Below are 16,849 nucleotides of genomic sequence, written 5' to 3'. Positions count from 1 at the left end.
GGGTCGATACATCACCGTATCGGATACATCAATGTATCGTAGTCCGAGATGGTGGCGCCGAACCTGGATGTCACCCGAGGACAGGAGGTCGCGGATGACCGATTCCGCTCCCGCGACGACGCGGCGCCGCGAGAACACCCGCATCCGTCTGATGGACGCCGCGGCCGAGATGTTCGCCGAGGTCGGCATCGACGCGGCATCCGTCGAGGCCGTCTGCGAACGCGCCGGGTTCACCCGTGGCGCGTTCTACTCGAACTTCGCCTCGAAGGAGGAGCTGTTCCTGGCGCTGTGCGCGCGGTCGGCCGAGATCACCATCGCCGCCGTCCGCGATCGGGTCACCTCCATCGAGGATCGCGGTCTCGAGACCGCCGGCGACGTCCGGCAACTCGTGCACGAAGTCCTCGAGGCGACGGGTGAGGACCGTCTCGACGTGCTGCTCGGGGCCGAGACGAGGTTGCAGGCCCTTCGGAATCCCGAATTCGCCCAGGCGTACCTCGCGCTGAACCAGGGGCTCGGCGAGAGCGTCACGCAGCTCGTGCGCGACATCGCCGAGGCGCGCGGTCTGGCGATGCGCGTGCCCGCCGACGTCGCCACCGAGCTGCTGCTTTCGGTGTGGATCTCCACATCCGAGACGGCCCTGCTCACCCGTCAAGCGCCGGCGCTGTCGCGCGCGGGGTTGGCCGAACGGCTGGCGCAGGTGGTCGGGCTCATCCTCGAGTGACCTCGAGAAGGTCGTAGCACCGACGAAGTCGCGCCAGCCACCAGTCGCGGCGCTCGTCGTCGGCGGCCACGCGGTCGAGGTCGGCGGACGAGGGGCGGGGGCGTTCGAGCGACATCAGGCCGCCCCGGGCGACGAGGGGGGATGCCACGACGTCTTCGATGAACAGTGAGGCGGTGCCGAGCCCGCAGTCGAAGTCCAGCTGGGGCAGGGCTGCGGCGAGGGCGACGCCCATCGAGAGCCCGATCGAGGTGTCGAGCGCGCTCGAGACGACCGCCGGCAGCCCCGCCCGCCCGACGATGTCGATCGCCGCGTGCACCCCTCCCAGCGGTTGTGCCTTGATCACGAGCAGGTCCGCGGCGCCGGCGCGGGCGACGAGCAGCGGGTCGGCGGCCTTGCGCACGCTCTCATCCGCGGCGATCAGGATGTCGAGGTAGGCGATGCGCTCCCGCAGCTGCACGAGTTCGTCGATCTCGGCGCACGGCTGCTCGACGTACTCCAGGTCGAATTCGCAGAGAGCGTGCACGGCGCGCTCGGCCTCGTCGACGTTCCACGCGGCGTTGGCGTCGATGCGCACGCGCCCCTCCGGTCCCATGGCCTCGCGCACCGCCCGGACGCGCGCCACGTCGTCGGCGAGTGTCTGCCCCGCCTCGGCCACCTTGACCTTCGCGGTGCGGCATCCGTCGTATCGGGCGAGGATGCGAGGGACATCGGATGCCGCGACGGCGGGCACCGTGGCGTTGACCGGGATCGCATCGCGCCGCGCAGGCGGCGCAGGCTCCCACCCGAAGTCGAGGGCCCCGGCAAGCCAGGTCGCCGCCTCGACGTCGGCGTACTCGGTGAAGGGGGAGAACTCGGTCCACCCCTGCGGTCCCTCGAACACCACGGCTTCACGGGTCCGGATGCCGCGGAACGGTGCGGCCAGCGGAAGAGCGACCACCCGTGCGGTGGCGAGGACGTCGGCGAGCGGGGGGAGGGGCGTGGTGCTCATGTCCCCATCCTGGCCCCGGTGCCGGTGGCCCGGAATAGGCTGGCGGAATGCTCTTCGACACCCCGGTCCGGCTCGGCGTCCAGATCCAGCCGCAGCACGTGCAGTACTCCGACATCCGCGACGCCGTCCTCCGGCTGGAGGAGATGGGTGTCGACGTCCTCTTCAACTGGGACCATTTCTTCCCGCTCTACGGCGACCCCGACGGCGAGCACTTCGAGTCGTGGACGATGCTGGCGGCCTGGGCCGAGCAGACCGAACGCGTCGAGTTCGGTGCGCTGGTCAACTGCAACAGCTACCGCGGCGCCGACCTCCAGGCCGACATGGCCCGCACGATCGACCACATCAGCAAGAAGGGCGGCGACACCGGCCGCTTCATCTTCGGCACCGGGTCGGGCTGGTTCCAGCGCGACTACGACGAGTACGGCTACGACTTCGGCACCGCGGGCTCGCGCTTGAACGCGCTCGCCACCGACCTCGACCGCGTCGTCGAGCGCTGGGGCAAGCTCAACCCTGCGCCCACCCGCGGCATCCCCGTGATGATCGGCGGCAAGGGCGAACAGAAGACGCTGCGCATCGTCGCCCGCCACGCCGACATCTGGCACAGCTTCGTCGCACCCGACGACCTGCCCCATAAGTTCGGTGTCATCGAGAAGTGGGCCGAGACCGAGGGGCGCGATCTGTCGGGCCTGATCGTCTCGAACGAGCTCAAGGATCGCGACGAGACCGTGGCGGACGCGCTCTTCGACGCCGGCACGCGCCTGTTCACCCTCGGCTTCTCCGGCCCCGACTGGGACTACTCCCTCATCGAGCGCTGGCTGACCTGGCGCGACGCGAAGAACGCGTGAACCAGGCGGGGCGCTAGCCTGCTGCCACGCCACGAAGGGTGAGTCCGGCAGGGGTGCATCTGCACCCGCTCGTCCGGCGGTCCCGTTCCGTGCAGGATCGCCGCGCGTAGGCTGATCGGGTGACCGTCTCCGAGCTCTTCGATCCCGCGGAATGGACCCTGGCGCCCGGCGCCGCGGACTACACCGACATCACCGCCCACGTCACCCACGACGGGCGCGTCGCCCGCATCGCGTTCGACCGGCCCGAGGTGCGCAACGCCTTCCGCCCGCACACCGTCGACGAGCTGTACCGCGCCCTCGATGTCGCCCGGCAGGACCACCGCATCGGCGTGGTGCTGCTGACCGGCAACGGACCGAGCGCAAAGGACGGCGGCTGGGCTTTCTGCTCGGGCGGTGATCAGCGCATCCGCGGACGCGACGGCTACAAGTACTCCCATGACGAGACGGCCGTCCACGACCCGGGTCGCGCGGGGCGCCTGCACATCCTGGAGGTGCAGCGTCTCATCCGATTCATGCCGAAGGTCGTGATCGCCGTCGTCCCGGGCTGGGCCGCGGGCGGGGGACACTCCCTCAACGTCGTGTGCGACCTGTCGATCGCGAGCCGGGAGCACGGTCGTTTCAAGCAGACGGATGCCGACGTGGGCTCGTTCGACGCCGGCTACGGCTCCGCGTACTTCGCGCGCCAGATCGGGCAGAAGTTCGCGCGCGAGATCTTCTTCCTCGCGGAGGAGTACTCGGCCGACCGGGCGTACGAGATGGGGGCGGTCAACCGCGTCGTGCCGCATGCCGAGCTCGAGCGCGAAGCCCTCGCGATGGCCCGGACGATCCTCACCAAGTCCCCGACGGCGATCAGGATGTTGAAGTACGCGTTCAACGCCGTCGACGACGGTCTGGTGGGTCAGCAGCTCTTCGCCGGGGAGGCCACCCGTCTCGCCTACGGCACCGACGAAGCAGCCGAGGGCCGCGATTCGTTCCTCGAGAAGCGCGATCCCGACTGGTCGGGCGTGCCGTGGCATTACTGACCATACGAGTTCGGCGCGTGAGGGGCACCGCGTCGGACGGAGACCGCGCGTGAGGCTCGAGCCCCCGGCATCCGGTGATCCCCGTGACGTGCTGCGGGCGCTGCGCGCCGCCGTGCTCGGCGCAGGTCCGGCGATCGCCCTCGGAGGGGCGGGCCTCGTCGGCGACGTCCCCCCGGGAACCGCCGCCGTCGTGACGACGTCGGGGTCGACGGGCGTGCCGAAATCGGTCGTCCTCAGTCGGAACGCGCTCATCAGCAGCGCATACTCGACGGCCGCCCGCATCGGTGAGGGCGCCTGGTTGCTCGCCGTGCCGGCGACCTACGTCGCGGGAGTGCAGGTCATCGTCCGGGCGTTGCTCGCCGATCGCGAGCCCGCCGTCGTCAGCGGTCCCTTCCGGCCCGAACCCTTCGCCGCAGCGGCCCTCGGGATGGCGTCGCACGCCGACGGTGAGCGCGTGCCGAGCTACACCTCCCTCGTCCCGGCGCAGCTGCAGAGACTCCTGGATGCCGCCGAGCACGACACCACCGTCGCTCAGGCCCTGCGGTCGTTCGAGGCCATCCTCATCGGCGGGCAGGCGCTCGCGCCCGCGGTCCGCCGGCGTGCGGAGGCGCTCGGCGCGCGCATCGTGCGCACCTACGGCTCGAGCGAGACCAGCGGCGGCTGCGTCTACGACGGCATCCCCCTCGACGGTGTCGGCATGCGCATCGTCGACGGAGAGGTGCGACTGTCGGGCCCGATGCTCGCCGAGGGATACCTCCGCGACCCCGCGCGGACGGCATCCGTCTTCCCGGTCGACGCCGCCGGCACGCGCTGGTACCGCACGGGCGACGGGGGCGAGATCGTCGAGGGGGTGCTGCACGTCACCGGCCGTCTCGATAACGTCATCGTCTCGGGCGGCGTGAACGTATCGCTGGATCGCGTCGAAGCCGCCGTCCGCGGCATATCGGGGCTCGAGTCGGCCGTGGTGGTGCCGATCCCGGATGCCGAGTGGGGGCAGGGGTCGGCCGTGGTGGTGCCGGGGCTCGCGGCCGCCGAGGAGGAGACGGTCCTCGCGCGGGTGCGGGATGTCGTGGGCGATGCGGTGGGGGCTCCCGCGCGACCGGCGCGCGTCGTCGCCGTCGAGGAACTGCCCGCCCTGTCATCGGGCAAGCCGGATCGAGCGGCCCTGCGCGCGACGCTCGCGCAGACCCCGCGGGCATAGGATGACCATCCGTGGCAGCTCCGTCTCGTAAGCGTTCGACCCCGGCCAAGAAGCGTCGCCCCGGCGGCAATCCTCAGAAGCCGAAGGGTGGTGCGCCGCAAGCCGTCGCGCCCGCCACCGCACGCGACTGGATCGCGGCGGCCCGTCTTCGTACGCTGCCCCTGGCGATCACGCCCGTCCTGATCGGCACGGGGGCGGCGACGCTCGTGGACGAACAGCTCCATTGGGTCATCGCCCTGGCGTGCCTCGCCGTCGCCTTCGCCCTGCAGATCGGCGTGAACTACGCCAACGACTACTCCGACGGCATCCGCGGGACCGACGACGTGCGGGTCGGACCCGGACGCCTGACCGGTGGCAGGAAGGCGAAGCCGCGCACCGTGCTGATCGTGGCGTTGGCGTTCTTCGCGCTCGCCGCGGTCATCGGCCTCGCGCTCGTCATCCGCACGGGGCAGTGGTGGCTCCTCCTCGTGGGGGCGGTGTGCATCGTCGCCGCGTGGTTCTACACCGGCGGCAAGCGTCCCTACGGCTACAACGCCATGGGTGAGCTGTTCGTCTTCGTGTTCTTCGGCCTCGTCGCCACCCTCGGCACGACGTGGCTGCAGGTGCGCTCACTGCCGCAGGAGGCCTGGTTCGGCGCGGTCGCCGCGGGTCTGCTGGCCTGCGCGGTGCTGCTCGCCAACAACCTGCGCGACATCGATCAGGACCGCCTCGCCGGCAAGCGCACGCTCTCGGTACGGATCGGCCGACGCGCCACCCAGGTGCTCTTCACGGTTTTCGTGCTCGTCCCGTTCGGCATCGCCGTGTTCCTGGCGCTCGTGTATCCCATCGCGTGGCTCACGCTCATCGCGCTCCTCGGAGGGCTCGCCGCCATCCTCATCGTGTGGACGTACCGCGCGCCGCGCGAACTCATCACCGCGCTGCAGGTCACCAGCTTCACCTCCGTCGCGTACGGAGCCCTGCTGTTCTGGGCGTTCGCGGGCTGACCCGCCCCCGCTGCGCCGGGGTGTGCACGCCTCTCTCCACGGGCCGCCGACGTCGCGTCGCACCCGCACGGGATGCCGGGGCGCCGGGTTGCGTGAGCGGCCTCAGCGCTCGGAGCCGGCCTCAGCGCTCGGAGCCGGCCTCAGCGCTCGGAGCCGGCCTCGGGGTCGGTGCCGCGCCGCGGGGCGTCGAGGGCGGCATCTTCGGCGTCCGCATCGGTTTCGGCACCCGTGCGGCGGCCGGTGGCGGCTCGTTCCGCACGGCGCTCGGCCAGGCCACCGGTGACGTTCTCGAGCGGGCGACGCAGGAACAGCAGCGACAGGCTGAAGCCGATGAGAGCCGCGAAGATCGCCGCGAGCCAGGGCAATTCCTGGAAGACGGGGAACAGCAGCAGGACGCCGAGTGGGACCAGGAACGCGAGAAGTCGCAGCACCGTGTAGACGAGAGCCGAACGAGCACGCATTTCCCCAGTCTACGGCGCAGTGCGACCCCCGTGGTTCCGGGCCGTCGCACAGCGGACGCACGTAGACTCACTGCATGGCACGGTTGCTTCTCATCCTGGCGCTCGTGGCGACCGTCTTCTGGGTCTACACGATCGTGGACTGCGCCGTGCAGGCTCCCTCTCGTCACCGCGGAGTGAACAAGGGCGCGTGGATGGCGATCGTCATCCTGCTGCCGGTGCTCGGCGGCATCCTCTGGTTCGTGATCGGCCGGGGCCGCGCCGCGGGCAAGACATCCGCCGCACGGCGCGCGCCCGATGACGACCCCGAGTTCCTCGGGCGCATGACGGCGTCGGCTCGTGCCGACCAGGACGAGCGGATCCGCCGTCTCGAGGAAGAGCTCGCGCAGCTCGACTCCGAAGCCGACGACCCGCAGCCGCCGAAGGAGCCGACCGATCCCGACAACCCTCCGGGAAAGGGCGACGACGACACCCGCGATCAGCGCGGCGCCGTCGGCTGAGCCGTCGTGGCCCCGCTGAACGATCGCTCGGGCGCGCCCGCGACCGACGCTGCCGCCGCACTCCTCGCCGGGTTCGTCTCGCGGGGCGTGCGTCACATCGTGGTCAGCCCCGGGTCGCGGTCGCAGGCACTGGCACTGGTCGCCGCTGAACTGGAGCGAGCGGGCCTCATTCAGCTCCATGTACGCATAGACGAGCGCGTCGCCGGGTTCACCGCCCTCGGCATCGGACGTGAGACGGGCACACCGGCGGTCGTGGTGTGCACGTCGGGGACCGCCGTCGCGAATCTCCTGCCGGCCGCTCTCGAGGCCCACCACGCGGGCGTACCCCTGCTGTTGCTCACGGCCGATCGTCCTCCCGAGCTCCGCGGCGTCGGCGCCAACCAGACGACCCGCCAGCCCGGGCTGTTCCGCTCCGCGGTGCGGTTCGAGGCCGACCTGGCCGTTCCCGAGGCGACCGACGTCGACGGCGTGGGCGAGCAGACGACCGCCCTCGATGCGGTGGCGGGCGAGGCGCTCGCCGCGTCGCTCGGCGAAGGCATGCGCGCCGCCGGGCCCGTGCACGTCAACGTGCCCTTCCGCGAGCCCCTCGCGGGCGCCGTGCCGGCGTGGCTCGCCGAGCGGGCGGCATCCCGTGTCGTCGAAACGGCCCCCGATCCGAGCGAAGACGCGTCGGGCGCGCTCTACCAGGGGGGAGGGGGGATCGGCATCGCCGATGTCGCCCCCGATCCCGAGGCCGCGCATCGCATCGAGACCGGCCCGCGCACGATCGTCGTCGCGGGCGCGGATGCGGGGACAGCGGCGGAACATTTCGCCCACGCGGGCGGGTTCCCCCTCGTCGCGGAAATCGTCAGCGGCGCGCGCTTCGGTCGTCAGATCGTGCACGGCTACCGCGCATTGCTGCGCGAGCCCGCGCTGGGCGGCCGCATCGAGCGGGTCGTGCTGTTCGGGCGTCCGACGCTCAGTCGCGAGGTCGCCCTGCTGCTCGGACGCGAGGATGTCGAGGTACTCGCCGTGCGCGGACCCGGCGAACCCGTCAACCTCAACGGCGCCACCATCGCGGTCGACGCCGTGCGGGTGACGGGAGAGGCGGATCGTACGTGGCTGGGGGATTGGATGCGCGCTTCGCGTGACGCGGCCGTCGACCTGTCGCCGCGCGCTCCCGACGCCGAGGGCCTGGCATCCGCCGTTCCGCACGAACGGCTCGGGGCGATCAGCGCCGAGGTCGAGGTGATGCGCGCCCCGCTGGACCGCCCCGCCCTCGTCGATGCGCTCTGGCGTGCCACCTGGCCCCACGACCGCCTCGTCTTCGGCTCGTCGCGTCTCGTGCGCGTCGCCGACGAACTGCTCGGCGGCAAGAAGGTGGCCGTGCACGCCAACCGCGGCCTGGCGGGCATCGACGGCACGATCGCCACCGCGACCGGGGTGGCGCTGGCGAGCCAGGCCGACGAGCGCCCGGGCGTCACGCGCCTGCTGCTGGGTGACCTGGCGTTCCTCCACGACATGGGTGCGCTCCTGCTTCCCCCCGGCGAGACCGAGCCACGGCTGCAGGTCGTCGTTGGAAACGACGGCGGGGGCACGATCTTCGACGGGCTCGAGGTGGCGGGGATCGCCGGCGCCGACGCGATGGCGCGGGTGCAGTACACCCCGCACACCGCACGGCTGGAGCAGCTCGCGCTCGCATTCGGCTGGGAGTACCACCGCTGCACCACCCGGGTCGCGCTCGACCAGGTGCTCACGGCTCCGACGGGTGGTCGACAGCTCATCGAGGTCCCCCTGCCGCGCTGATCCCGCCCGTCAACGGGTGGCGCGCACCCGGATGCCGCGGCACGATATCGGGATGAGTACGAGCAGATGGTCCACGCCCGCGAGCCTCGCCCTGCGCGTCGAGCCGGGTTTCCGGTTGGCTGACATCGACCCGCGATCGACGCCCGGGTACGACGGCGACAAGGATGCCGGCAAGGCCGACCTCGACGCGGGCCGCGAGCCGTTGGAGGGCCTGCAGGAGCGTCTCTTCGCCCAGAGCGTCGCGGGCACGGCCACGGGGTCGGTGCTGCTGGTGCTGCAGGCGATGGACACCGCCGGCAAGGGCGGTATCGTGCGACACGTCGTGGGTGCCGTGGATCCGCAGGGCGTCGAGCTCGCCTCGTTCAAGAAGCCCACCGCCGAGGAGTTGTCGCACGACTTCCTCTGGCGCATCGAGAAACGCCTCCCGGATGCCGGGCGCCTCGGCGTCTTCGACCGTTCTCACTACGAGGACGTGCTCATCGGTCGCGTGCGTGCGCTCGCCCCGGCCCCCGAGATCGAACGGCGGTACGGGGCCATCGTGGCCTTCGAAGCGCAGGCGGCCGAGATGGGGATCCGCGTCGTCAAGGTCATGCTGCACATCTCCAAGGACGAGCAGCGCGAGCGTCTCGCCGAGCGCCTCGACCGCCCCGAGAAGCACTGGAAGTACAACCCCGGCGACGTCGACGAGCGTCAGCTGTGGGACGACTACATGGATGCTTACCAGATCGCCATCGAACGCACGTCGACCCCGGTCGCTCCTTGGCACGTCGTACCCGCCGACCGCAAGTGGTACGCACGTCTCGCCGTACAGCGGCTGCTCATCGACGCCCTCACCCACATCGAGCCGCAGTGGCCGGTGGCCGACTACGACGTCGAAGAGGAGAAGCTCCGCCTCGCGGCATCCTGATCTCGCGCTCGAATCGAGCCGTGACTACGCGAGCGCCTCGACGATGGGGCGGAATTTCACGCGCGTCTCGAGCAGTTCCGATTCGGGGACGCTCTCCGACACGATGCCGGCCCCCGCGTAGGCCGTGATCGGCGCCGTCGGCGATGACGGGGCGGCACGGTCGATCTGCGCGCACCGCAGGGCGATGGCCCATTCGCCGTCGCCCGAGGCGCTCGTCCACCCCACGGCGCCGGCGTAACGGCCGCGGTCGAACGGCTCGAGTCGGCGGATGAGCTCGATTGCGGCGGCCGTCGGGGTACCGGCGACGGCGGCCGTCGGGTGCAGCACCGACAGCAGATCCAGCGACGACGCGTCGGCGCTCAACACGCCCTCGACGTCGGTGGCGAGATGCCAGACGTTGGGGAGCTTGAGCGTGAACGGCTGGTCTTCGGCGGCCAGCGACGATGTGTGCGGGCCGAGGGCCTTCAGCACGCTCTGCACGGCGAAGCGGTGCTCGTCCTGGTCTTTCGTGCTGCGACTCAGACCGACGGATGCCGCGACGTCGGCGTCGGCGTCACCGCCGCGCGCCACCGTGCCCGCGAGCACACGCGCCGTTACCGTGCCGCCCGACACCGTCACCAGCGTCTCGGGGCTCGCGCCGATGAGGCCATCGACGGCGAACACCCAGCAGTCGGGATACCCCTCGAGAAGCGAGCGCACCAGGCGGCGCAGGTCGGAGCCGGCGGGGACGGTGCCGACGATGTCGCGGGCCAGCACCACCTTCGCCACCTCGCGGGCGCCGATGGCTTCGATGGCCTGGCGGACGGCATCCTGGTACTTCTCGGCCGTCTGCAGCCCGGGGCCCAGCGTCGCCGACCAGTGCGGTCCGAAGGGGGAGCGGGGCGGCAGCTCGGGCTCGGGCTCGTCGGGGGTGTCGTCGAACGCGAGGCGTGTGACCCACGCCCGCCCGCCGTGGCGGCCCACGATCATCCCCGGGACGCGCAACACGTTCTCGCGCTCGGACCGAGGGTCGAAGACGAAGGACCCGAAAGCGACGAGGCCGGTCCCGGGCAGCTGCACGGGGTCGTCGACCTCGGCAGCCGCAGCGATCGCCCGCCAGCGCTCCGAGATCGTGGCGTCGCCCGGGCGTTCGCCCGTGTAGCGCAGCGTCAGCAGGTCGCCGAACGCGGCGAGCGACTCTCCCCGACGGCTCCAGAACAGGGGGTCGTACGAGGTGGTGTAGGCCAGCACGTCGTCCATCGGGGGCAGTTCGCGCGTGACCACGCGCAGGCGCGGCACGACGTCATCCGCGGGTTCGAGCACGTTTTCAGCGTAGACCCGCCCTCGGCGCCCCGGCCGCCGCGGACACAACGCAGGAGTTCCGGTCTTCGGGCGGCGGGTCGCGGCGGGATTCCGGGCGGTCGGCCGCGGGAGTCCTGTGTTGTGTTCCGGGGGTGCAGCGGAGGGCCGAAGAACCGGTGCACGTCCCGGTGAGCCGGGCGGCGGGGGAGCACAGAACACAACGCAGGAGTTCCGGCCTTCGGGCGGCGGGTCGCGGCGGGATTCCGGGCTGTCGGCCGCGGGAGTCCTGTGTTGTGTTCCGGGGGTGCAGCGGAGGGCCGCAGAACCGGTGCACGTCCCGGTGAGCCGGGCGGCGGGGATCACAGAACACAACGCAGGAGATCTGGCACACCACCGGCGTCGGTGCGCGGTGACCGGGGCCGTTCCGGCCGGGAGTCCTGCGTTGTGTCCGGGGCGGCGGGCGGGAGGGCCGCGTTGTGTCCGGGGCGGCGGGCGGGAGGGTCGGCGGCGGGCGGGAGGGCCGCGGGCGGGGCGGGTTGCGGAGACCGGGGTCGATCCTGCGACTTAGACTCCGAATCATGGATCCCCGACCCGCCCCCGGCACCCGCCTGCTGTTCGAGTGGCGCAAATGGGACGGCTCGCCGCACTGGGTGCAGGACAGCGTCTACCTCGGCTCCGACGAGTGGGGCGAGTGGTTCGGGCAGCAGGTCGGCTGGCGCAGCGCGCGACCGGGTGCGGGATTCGTGTGCCGCCAGCCCAACGTCACGCTGGTGCCGGCGAGCGGCGATTGGGCGTTCACGCACAACGCGGCTCCCCACCCCGTCGCCGTCTACATCGACCTGGCATGGGACGTCCGCTGGCATGACGACGGCGTGCCCCGCGGCATCGACATGGACCTCGACGTGGTGCGCCGCACCGACGGGCGCGGTACGTGGATCGACGACCGCGACGAGTGGGACGAGCACCGCGTGCGCTACGGCTACCCGCTCGACATCGTCGACCACCTGGATGCCGCGGCCACCGACCTCGAGCACCGGGTGCGCGCTCACGACGCGCCCTTCTGCAACGCGGTCACCGGGCCGTGGCTGGAGCGGCTCGCCGCTCTCGCAACCCCCGGCGACCGCTCCGTCGCCCCGGCCTAGACTCGACGGGTGAGCAGCGACCCCAACCGCGCCGACCTCGGCAAAGACCCGCAGCGCGTCAGCGGCATGTTCGACCAGGTCGCCGCCGCCTACGACCGCACCAACTCGGTGCTCAGCCTCGGCAACGACCGCCTCTGGCGGGCGGCCACCCTGCGGGCCGTGGCACCGAAGCGCGGCGAGCGCATCCTCGACCTCGCGGCGGGTACCGGCACGTCGTCGATGGCGTTCGTGCCCAGCGGCGCCCACGTCGTCGCCGCGGATTTCTCTCGCGGCATGATCGCCGAGGGTCGCCGTCGCCACGGGAACGTGGCGAACCTAGAATTCGTGCAGGCGGATGCCACCGACCTCCCCTTCGAGGACGGCGAGTTCGACGCGGTGACGATGTCGTTCGGCCTGCGCAACGTCAACGATCCGCGCCGGGCGCTCCGCGAACTCCGCCGCGTCACACGCCCCGGCGGACGCATCGTGGTGTGCGAGTTCTCGCATCCGCCGTCCCGGGTCTTCAACGGCCTCTACCGGTTCTACAACGACCGCGTTCTGCCGATCGTCGCGAAGGCCGTGAGCAGCAACGCCGAGGCCTACGACTACCTCAACGAGTCGATCCGCGACTGGCCCGACCAGCCGACGCTGGCCCGGTGGATGCGCGACTCGGGCTGGGATGACGTGGAGTACCGCAACCTGTCGTTCGGCATCGTGGCATTGCACCGGGGCATCCGTCCCGCGCAGTGATTCCGGCCCCGTCGGCCCCTCCTCCCCGGCGGAGCGCTGTCAACCGTCGAGATACCCGCGGCTGCCCTTCGGCGCGCCAGGCTAGGCTGACAGCGTGACCCCGAGACCGCCCGCGGCCGGCTCCCGCCTGTCGGGCAAGCTGGGCCTGAGTGACCGCATCTTCGCAGGCCTCCGCTCGCGCACCCTTCTCACCACCGTCGAGGCGGGACTCGCGCGCGTCGAGACCGAGCTCGAGGGAGAGGTGCGCAGCGCCGACAAGCTCGCCGACGTCACCGCACGCTACCTCTACGAGGCCGGTGGCAAGCGGGTGCGTCCGATGCTGGCCATCCTCACCGCGCAGCTCGGCCAGGGCACGACGCACGAGGTCGTCGAGGTCGCCACGGCGCTGGAGCTCACGCACCTCGGTTCGCTCTACCACGACGACGTCATGGACGGTGCCGACAAGCGCCGCGGTGTGCCGAGCGCGCAGACGGTGTGGGGCAACAACATCGCCATCCTCACCGGCGACCTGCTCTTCGCTCGCGCGAGCCAGCTCATGGCCCGCCGCGGCGAGCGTGCGATCCAGCTGCAGGCCGACACCTTCGAGCGTCTCGTGCTGGGCCAGATGCACGAGACCGTGGGTCCGCAGGACGGCGATGAGCCCGTCGATTTCTACCTCAAGGTCCTGGCCGACAAGACCGGCTCGCTCATCGCTGCCGCGGCTCAGTCGGGCGTCATCTACTCGGGTGCGCCCGAGGAGTTCGAGCAGCCCATGGTCGTCTTCGGTGAGAAGGCCGGAGTCGCCTTCCAGTTGCTCGACGATGTGATCGACCTGTCGCCCGATCCGTCCGAGACGGGGAAGGTGCCCGGCACCGACCTGCGGGCGGGCGTACCGACCATGCCCTACCTGCTGCTCGGGCATCGATCGGACGCGGCATCCGCAGACCTCCGCGCCCGCATCGACGAGGGTCAGGAACGCATCGCCGACGGTGCCGATCCCGCGATCCTCGACGCGGCTCTCGCGGAGCTGCGCGACCATGAGACGACCCACGAGACCCTGCGTCTCGCGCATCAGTGGTCGCAAGAGGCGATAGACGCGCTCGCACCGCTGCCCGACGGCGCCGTGCGCGAGGCGCTGACGCGCTTCGCCCGTGCCGTGGCCGACCGCTCGGCCTGACCACATTTCCACCCCCCCCGATCCCGATCGAGAGGACCCCATGACGAAGCTGCGCCTCGCCATCGTCGGAGCCGGCCCCGCCGGCATCTACGCCGCCGACATCCTGCTGAAGGCCGAGCGTCGATTCGACGTCTCGATCGACCTCTTCGAGCAGCTGCCCGCGCCCTACGGGCTCGTGCGCTACGGCGTCGCCCCCGACCACCCCCGCATCAAGGGCGTCGTCACGGCGCTGCGCGAGGTGCTCGACCGCGGCGACATCCGCCTGTTCGGCAACGTGCGATTCGGCGAAGACATCACCCTCGACGATCTCAAGCAGCACTACAACGCCGTGATCTTCTCGACCGGTGCGATCCGCGACGCCGACCTCGACATCCCCGGCATCGACGCGCACGGCTCGTACGGCGCCGCCGACTTCGTCAGCTGGTTCGACGGTCACCCCGACGTTCCGCGCGAATGGCCGCTCGAGGCCGAGTCGGTCGCCGTCATCGGCAACGGCAACGTCGCCCTCGACATCACGCGCATGCTCGCCAAGCACGCCGACGACCTGCTGCCCACCGAAGTGCCCGACAACGTCTACCGGGGTCTGAAGGCCTCGCCCGTCACCGACGTGCACGTGTTCGGTCGCCGTGGTCCCGCGCACGTCAAGTTCACCCCGCTCGAGCTCCGCGAACTCGGCGAGCTGCGTGACGTCGACATGGTCGTCTACGACGAGGACTTCGACTACGACGAGGCCTCGAAGGCTGCCGTCGAGACGAACAAGCAGGTCAAGGTCATCGACCGCGTCCTGCAGCAGTGGCGTACGCGCCCGGGCGCGAACGGCGCCGGAGGAGACGCGTCGCGCCGCCTGCACCTGCACTTCTGGGCCAAGCCGCTCGAGGTCGTGAAGGACGCAGAGGGGCGGGTCGCCGCCCTCCGTTACGAGCGCACCCGGCCCGACGCCGAGGGCGGCGTCGTCGGCACGGGTGAGATCCGCGAGGTGCCGATCCAGGCGATCTACCGTGCGGTCGGTTACTTCGGGTCGCCGCTGAAGGACGTTCCCTTCGACGAGCGCCACGGCGTCATCCCCAACCACGAGGGCCAGGTGCTCTCGGCCGACTCGAACTCGCGCGTGCCCGGCATCTATGCCACCGGGTGGATCAAGCGCGGACCCGTCGGCCTCATCGGACACACCAAGTCGGATGCCATGGAGACCGTGCGCCACGTCATCAACGATCAGAGCGAGTGGTGGCGTCCCGCCCACCCCGAGGAGGAGGCCATCCCGGCCCTTCTCGCGGAGCGCGGAGTGCGCTGGACCGACCTCGACGGCTGGCACCGCCTCGACGAGCACGAGGTGGCCCTCGGCGCCCCGCACGAGCGCGCCCGCGTCAAGGTCGTGCCGCGCGACGAGATGATCGCGATCTCGCGCGGCGAGTGACCCTCCGACCTCGAACCGCCCCGTCCGATCGACGGGGCGGTTCGTCGTTCGCCGCGATGAGCGATCCGTGATCGCCGCCTCGCGCGCAACGCCGGGTCTGAGCGCACCAGCGCTGCCGACACGCCGACGATCGGTCCCGCCAACATCCCGACGATCATGAAAGTGTCCTGGAACGGTTCGGCGTAGTCGTAGCCCCGCCGACCCGAGACGATCCGGGAGCTCTCGAGCAGGACGAGCGCATCGGTCGACGGGTCAGTCGGCGCGGTCGGCCGCCGCGAACTTCTCCGAGAGCTCCTCATCGACCGCCGGGGCGGCGGTGACGCTCTTGCGCCCCGCGTACACGTCGCGGTCGATCTCGTCGGTGCCGTTCGCGACGAGCATGGCGACCATCGTGTCGCCGTTGACGTTGAGGAAGGTGCGGAAGATGCCGGTGAACCAGTCGACGGCGATGAGGAGTCCGACCGCCTCGAGCGGCAGGCCGAGCGAGGTCGCGAGGAAGGTCGCGGCGACGGCGAAGCCGCCCGGGACGGTGATGGTGCCCATGTTGAGCATGATCGCCAGCGCCATGCCGAGGATGATCTGCCCGGGCGTCAGCTCCACCCGTCCGGCCTGAGCGAGGAAGAGGATGACGATCGTGTAGTTCAGCACCGCGCCGTACGAGCCCATGGTCAGGCCCACCGACAGGGTGAAGTTCGCCACGCGCTGGCTGATCCCGACCTTCTCGACGGCGTTCTTCAACACCGTGGGGAAGGTCACGGCCGAACTCGTCGTCGTGACGGCGATGACCGTCTGCTCGGCGAGCTTGCCGGGGAGGGCTGCCGGGTTGAGGCGAGTGCGCACCGCGACGACGACGACGAACAGCGCCGTCACGATGAGTACACCGGCAAGGGTCGAACCCAGGTACGCCAGGGCCGTGGTAACCACGGCGAAACCGACGTCGCCGGCGAGGGCGGCCAGAAGGCAGAACACGCCGATCGGCGCGATGCGCATGACGAGGCGGATCATGCCGAGGATGATCTGCTGCAGCTGGTCGAGCAGGGTGACGACGAGCCTGTTGCCGGTCGTGTGGACGTACCCGTTGAGAGCGAGTCCGAACAGGAGCGAGAAGACGATGATGGGCAGCATGCTCGCGGTCGACATCGCGCTGAAGATGTTCGTCGAGACGAACCCGAGCACCGTCTCCTGCCAGCCCGCGGGCTCGGCGGCTTCCTGCAGGGCGGGATCGACCGTGCCGGAGTAGTCGATGCCGGTTCCGGGCTGGACGAGCGTCGCGAGAGCCCAGCCGACGATCGCGGCGACGACCGAGAAGCCGATCATCCACGCGAAGGTGCGTCCGGCCAGACGTCCCATCCCCGACCCGGTCATGGAGCCCGTAGCCACGATCACCGAGGCCATGACGAGCGGCACGATCGCCATCTGGATGAGCCGGATGAACAGGTCGCCGACGAACTTGAGGTTCGCGGCCCACTCGCCGGTGGCGAGGCCGAAGACGATGCCCAGCACCGCCGCGAGGGCGATCAGGCTCGCCGGGTGGCGGAGCACCCGCCAGGTCGTCGCGAGACCGCGGCCACCGTTCGTGCTGTCGTCGTTCGTCATGACCGCTCCTCCGCAGATTGCCCTTGGTCGGTCCAATTGTGGGATGCCGGCGTTTCATGCACCTCTTTCCCGTGTTTCCAGACCGTTACGGTCTGACCAATCCGGATGCCGCGACGGCACT

The 16,849-nt window shown here is 70.9% G+C and carries 16 protein-coding genes; 12 read left to right on the top strand and 4 right to left on the bottom strand.

Annotated features, from left to right (window positions below):
- Window positions 1-94: 94 nt before the first annotated feature.
- Window positions 95-721 carry a TetR/AcrR family transcriptional regulator gene (locus FHS07_RS14740; RefSeq protein ID WP_246383607.1) on the top strand — a complete coding sequence of 209 codons (627 nt, stop codon included), beginning with the start codon at window positions 95-97 and terminating at the stop codon, window positions 719-721.
- Here FHS07_RS14740 and FHS07_RS14735 read toward each other — a convergent pair.
- On the bottom strand, window positions 708-1,709 hold the full coding sequence (locus tag FHS07_RS14735; protein WP_183420638.1) for an o-succinylbenzoate synthase: 1,002 nt from the start codon (window positions 1,707-1,709) through the stop codon (window positions 708-710). The two genes, FHS07_RS14740 and FHS07_RS14735, sit on opposite strands and share 14 nt — an antisense overlap.
- Before the next feature lie 47 nt (window positions 1,710-1,756).
- Between FHS07_RS14735 and FHS07_RS14730 the strand changes: the two genes are divergently transcribed.
- The 4 genes from FHS07_RS14730 (at window position 1,757) to FHS07_RS14715 (ending at window position 5,760) form a co-directional block, all read left to right on the top strand.
- Complete coding sequence (locus FHS07_RS14730; protein WP_183420637.1) at window positions 1,757-2,554, top strand: LLM class F420-dependent oxidoreductase; 798 nt, start codon at window positions 1,757-1,759, stop codon at window positions 2,552-2,554.
- 119 nt (window positions 2,555-2,673) lie between these two features.
- Window positions 2,674-3,576: a 1,4-dihydroxy-2-naphthoyl-CoA synthase gene (locus FHS07_RS14725; RefSeq protein WP_183420636.1), complete on the top strand. Its 903-nt coding sequence runs from the start codon at window positions 2,674-2,676 to the stop codon at window positions 3,574-3,576.
- 49 nt (window positions 3,577-3,625) lie between these two features.
- On the top strand, window positions 3,626-4,777 hold the full coding sequence (locus tag FHS07_RS14720) for an AMP-binding protein (RefSeq protein ID WP_183420635.1): 1,152 nt from the start codon (window positions 3,626-3,628) through the stop codon (window positions 4,775-4,777).
- 11 nt (window positions 4,778-4,788) lie between these two features.
- Complete coding sequence (locus tag FHS07_RS14715; protein ID WP_183420634.1) at window positions 4,789-5,760, top strand: 1,4-dihydroxy-2-naphthoate polyprenyltransferase; 972 nt, start codon at window positions 4,789-4,791, stop codon at window positions 5,758-5,760.
- Between the two features lie 140 nt (window positions 5,761-5,900).
- Here FHS07_RS14715 and FHS07_RS14710 read toward each other — a convergent pair whose 3' ends face one another.
- Window positions 5,901-6,221, bottom strand: a complete 321-nt coding sequence (locus FHS07_RS14710; protein ID WP_183420633.1) for a DUF4229 domain-containing protein — start codon at window positions 6,219-6,221, stop codon at window positions 5,901-5,903.
- Between the two features lie 74 nt (window positions 6,222-6,295).
- Here FHS07_RS14710 and FHS07_RS14705 point away from each other — a divergent pair, with 74 nt between their 5' ends.
- From FHS07_RS14705 to FHS07_RS14695, 3 genes are read left to right on the top strand one after another with little or no spacing between them, the layout of a single operon-like run.
- Complete coding sequence (locus tag FHS07_RS14705) at window positions 6,296-6,718, top strand: PLD nuclease N-terminal domain-containing protein (RefSeq protein ID WP_183420632.1); 423 nt, start codon at window positions 6,296-6,298, stop codon at window positions 6,716-6,718.
- Between the two features lie 6 nt (window positions 6,719-6,724).
- A complete protein-coding gene (gene menD, locus FHS07_RS14700; protein ID WP_183420631.1) occupies window positions 6,725-8,503 on the top strand; it encodes a 2-succinyl-5-enolpyruvyl-6-hydroxy-3-cyclohexene-1-carboxylic-acid synthase in 1,779 nt (592 codons plus the stop codon).
- Between the two features lie 52 nt (window positions 8,504-8,555).
- Entirely contained in the window at window positions 8,556-9,410 is an 855-nt protein-coding gene (locus FHS07_RS14695; protein ID WP_183420630.1) for a PPK2 family polyphosphate kinase, read from the top strand.
- Window positions 9,411-9,434: 24 nt separating this feature from the next.
- Here the strand turns inward: FHS07_RS14695 and FHS07_RS14690 are convergent, their stop codons facing one another.
- Window positions 9,435-10,649 (bottom strand): isochorismate synthase, encoded by a 1,215-nt coding sequence (locus FHS07_RS14690; protein ID WP_183420808.1) that lies wholly within the window; start codon window positions 10,647-10,649, stop codon window positions 9,435-9,437.
- 620 nt (window positions 10,650-11,269) lie between these two features.
- Here FHS07_RS14690 and FHS07_RS14685 point away from each other — a divergent pair.
- The 4 genes from FHS07_RS14685 (at window position 11,270) to FHS07_RS14670 (ending at window position 15,132) form a co-directional block, all read left to right on the top strand.
- Entirely contained in the window at window positions 11,270-11,833 is a 564-nt protein-coding gene (locus FHS07_RS14685; RefSeq protein WP_183420629.1) for a DUF402 domain-containing protein, read from the top strand.
- Window positions 11,834-11,842: 9 nt separating this feature from the next.
- On the top strand, window positions 11,843-12,562 hold the full coding sequence (locus tag FHS07_RS14680; RefSeq protein WP_183420628.1) for a demethylmenaquinone methyltransferase: 720 nt from the start codon (window positions 11,843-11,845) through the stop codon (window positions 12,560-12,562).
- A gap of 94 nt (window positions 12,563-12,656) precedes the next feature.
- A complete protein-coding gene (locus FHS07_RS14675; protein ID WP_183420627.1) occupies window positions 12,657-13,718 on the top strand; it encodes a polyprenyl synthetase family protein in 1,062 nt (353 codons plus the stop codon).
- Between the two features lie 40 nt (window positions 13,719-13,758).
- Window positions 13,759-15,132, top strand: a complete 1,374-nt coding sequence (locus FHS07_RS14670; RefSeq protein ID WP_183420626.1) for an FAD-dependent oxidoreductase — start codon at window positions 13,759-13,761, stop codon at window positions 15,130-15,132.
- 252 nt (window positions 15,133-15,384) lie between these two features.
- On the opposite strand, the gene FHS07_RS14665 is transcribed toward FHS07_RS14670, so the two are convergent.
- Entirely contained in the window at window positions 15,385-16,728 is a 1,344-nt protein-coding gene (locus FHS07_RS14665; protein WP_183420625.1) for a dicarboxylate/amino acid:cation symporter, read from the bottom strand.
- Between the last annotated feature and the right edge of the window lie 121 nt (window positions 16,729-16,849).

Source organism: Microbacterium proteolyticum (assembly GCF_014192415.1).
Taxonomy (GTDB): domain Bacteria; phylum Actinomycetota; class Actinomycetes; order Actinomycetales; family Microbacteriaceae; genus Microbacterium; species Microbacterium proteolyticum.
The sequence above is the reverse complement of the archived record's forward strand: the minus strand, read 5'-3'. Positions and strand labels throughout refer to the sequence as shown.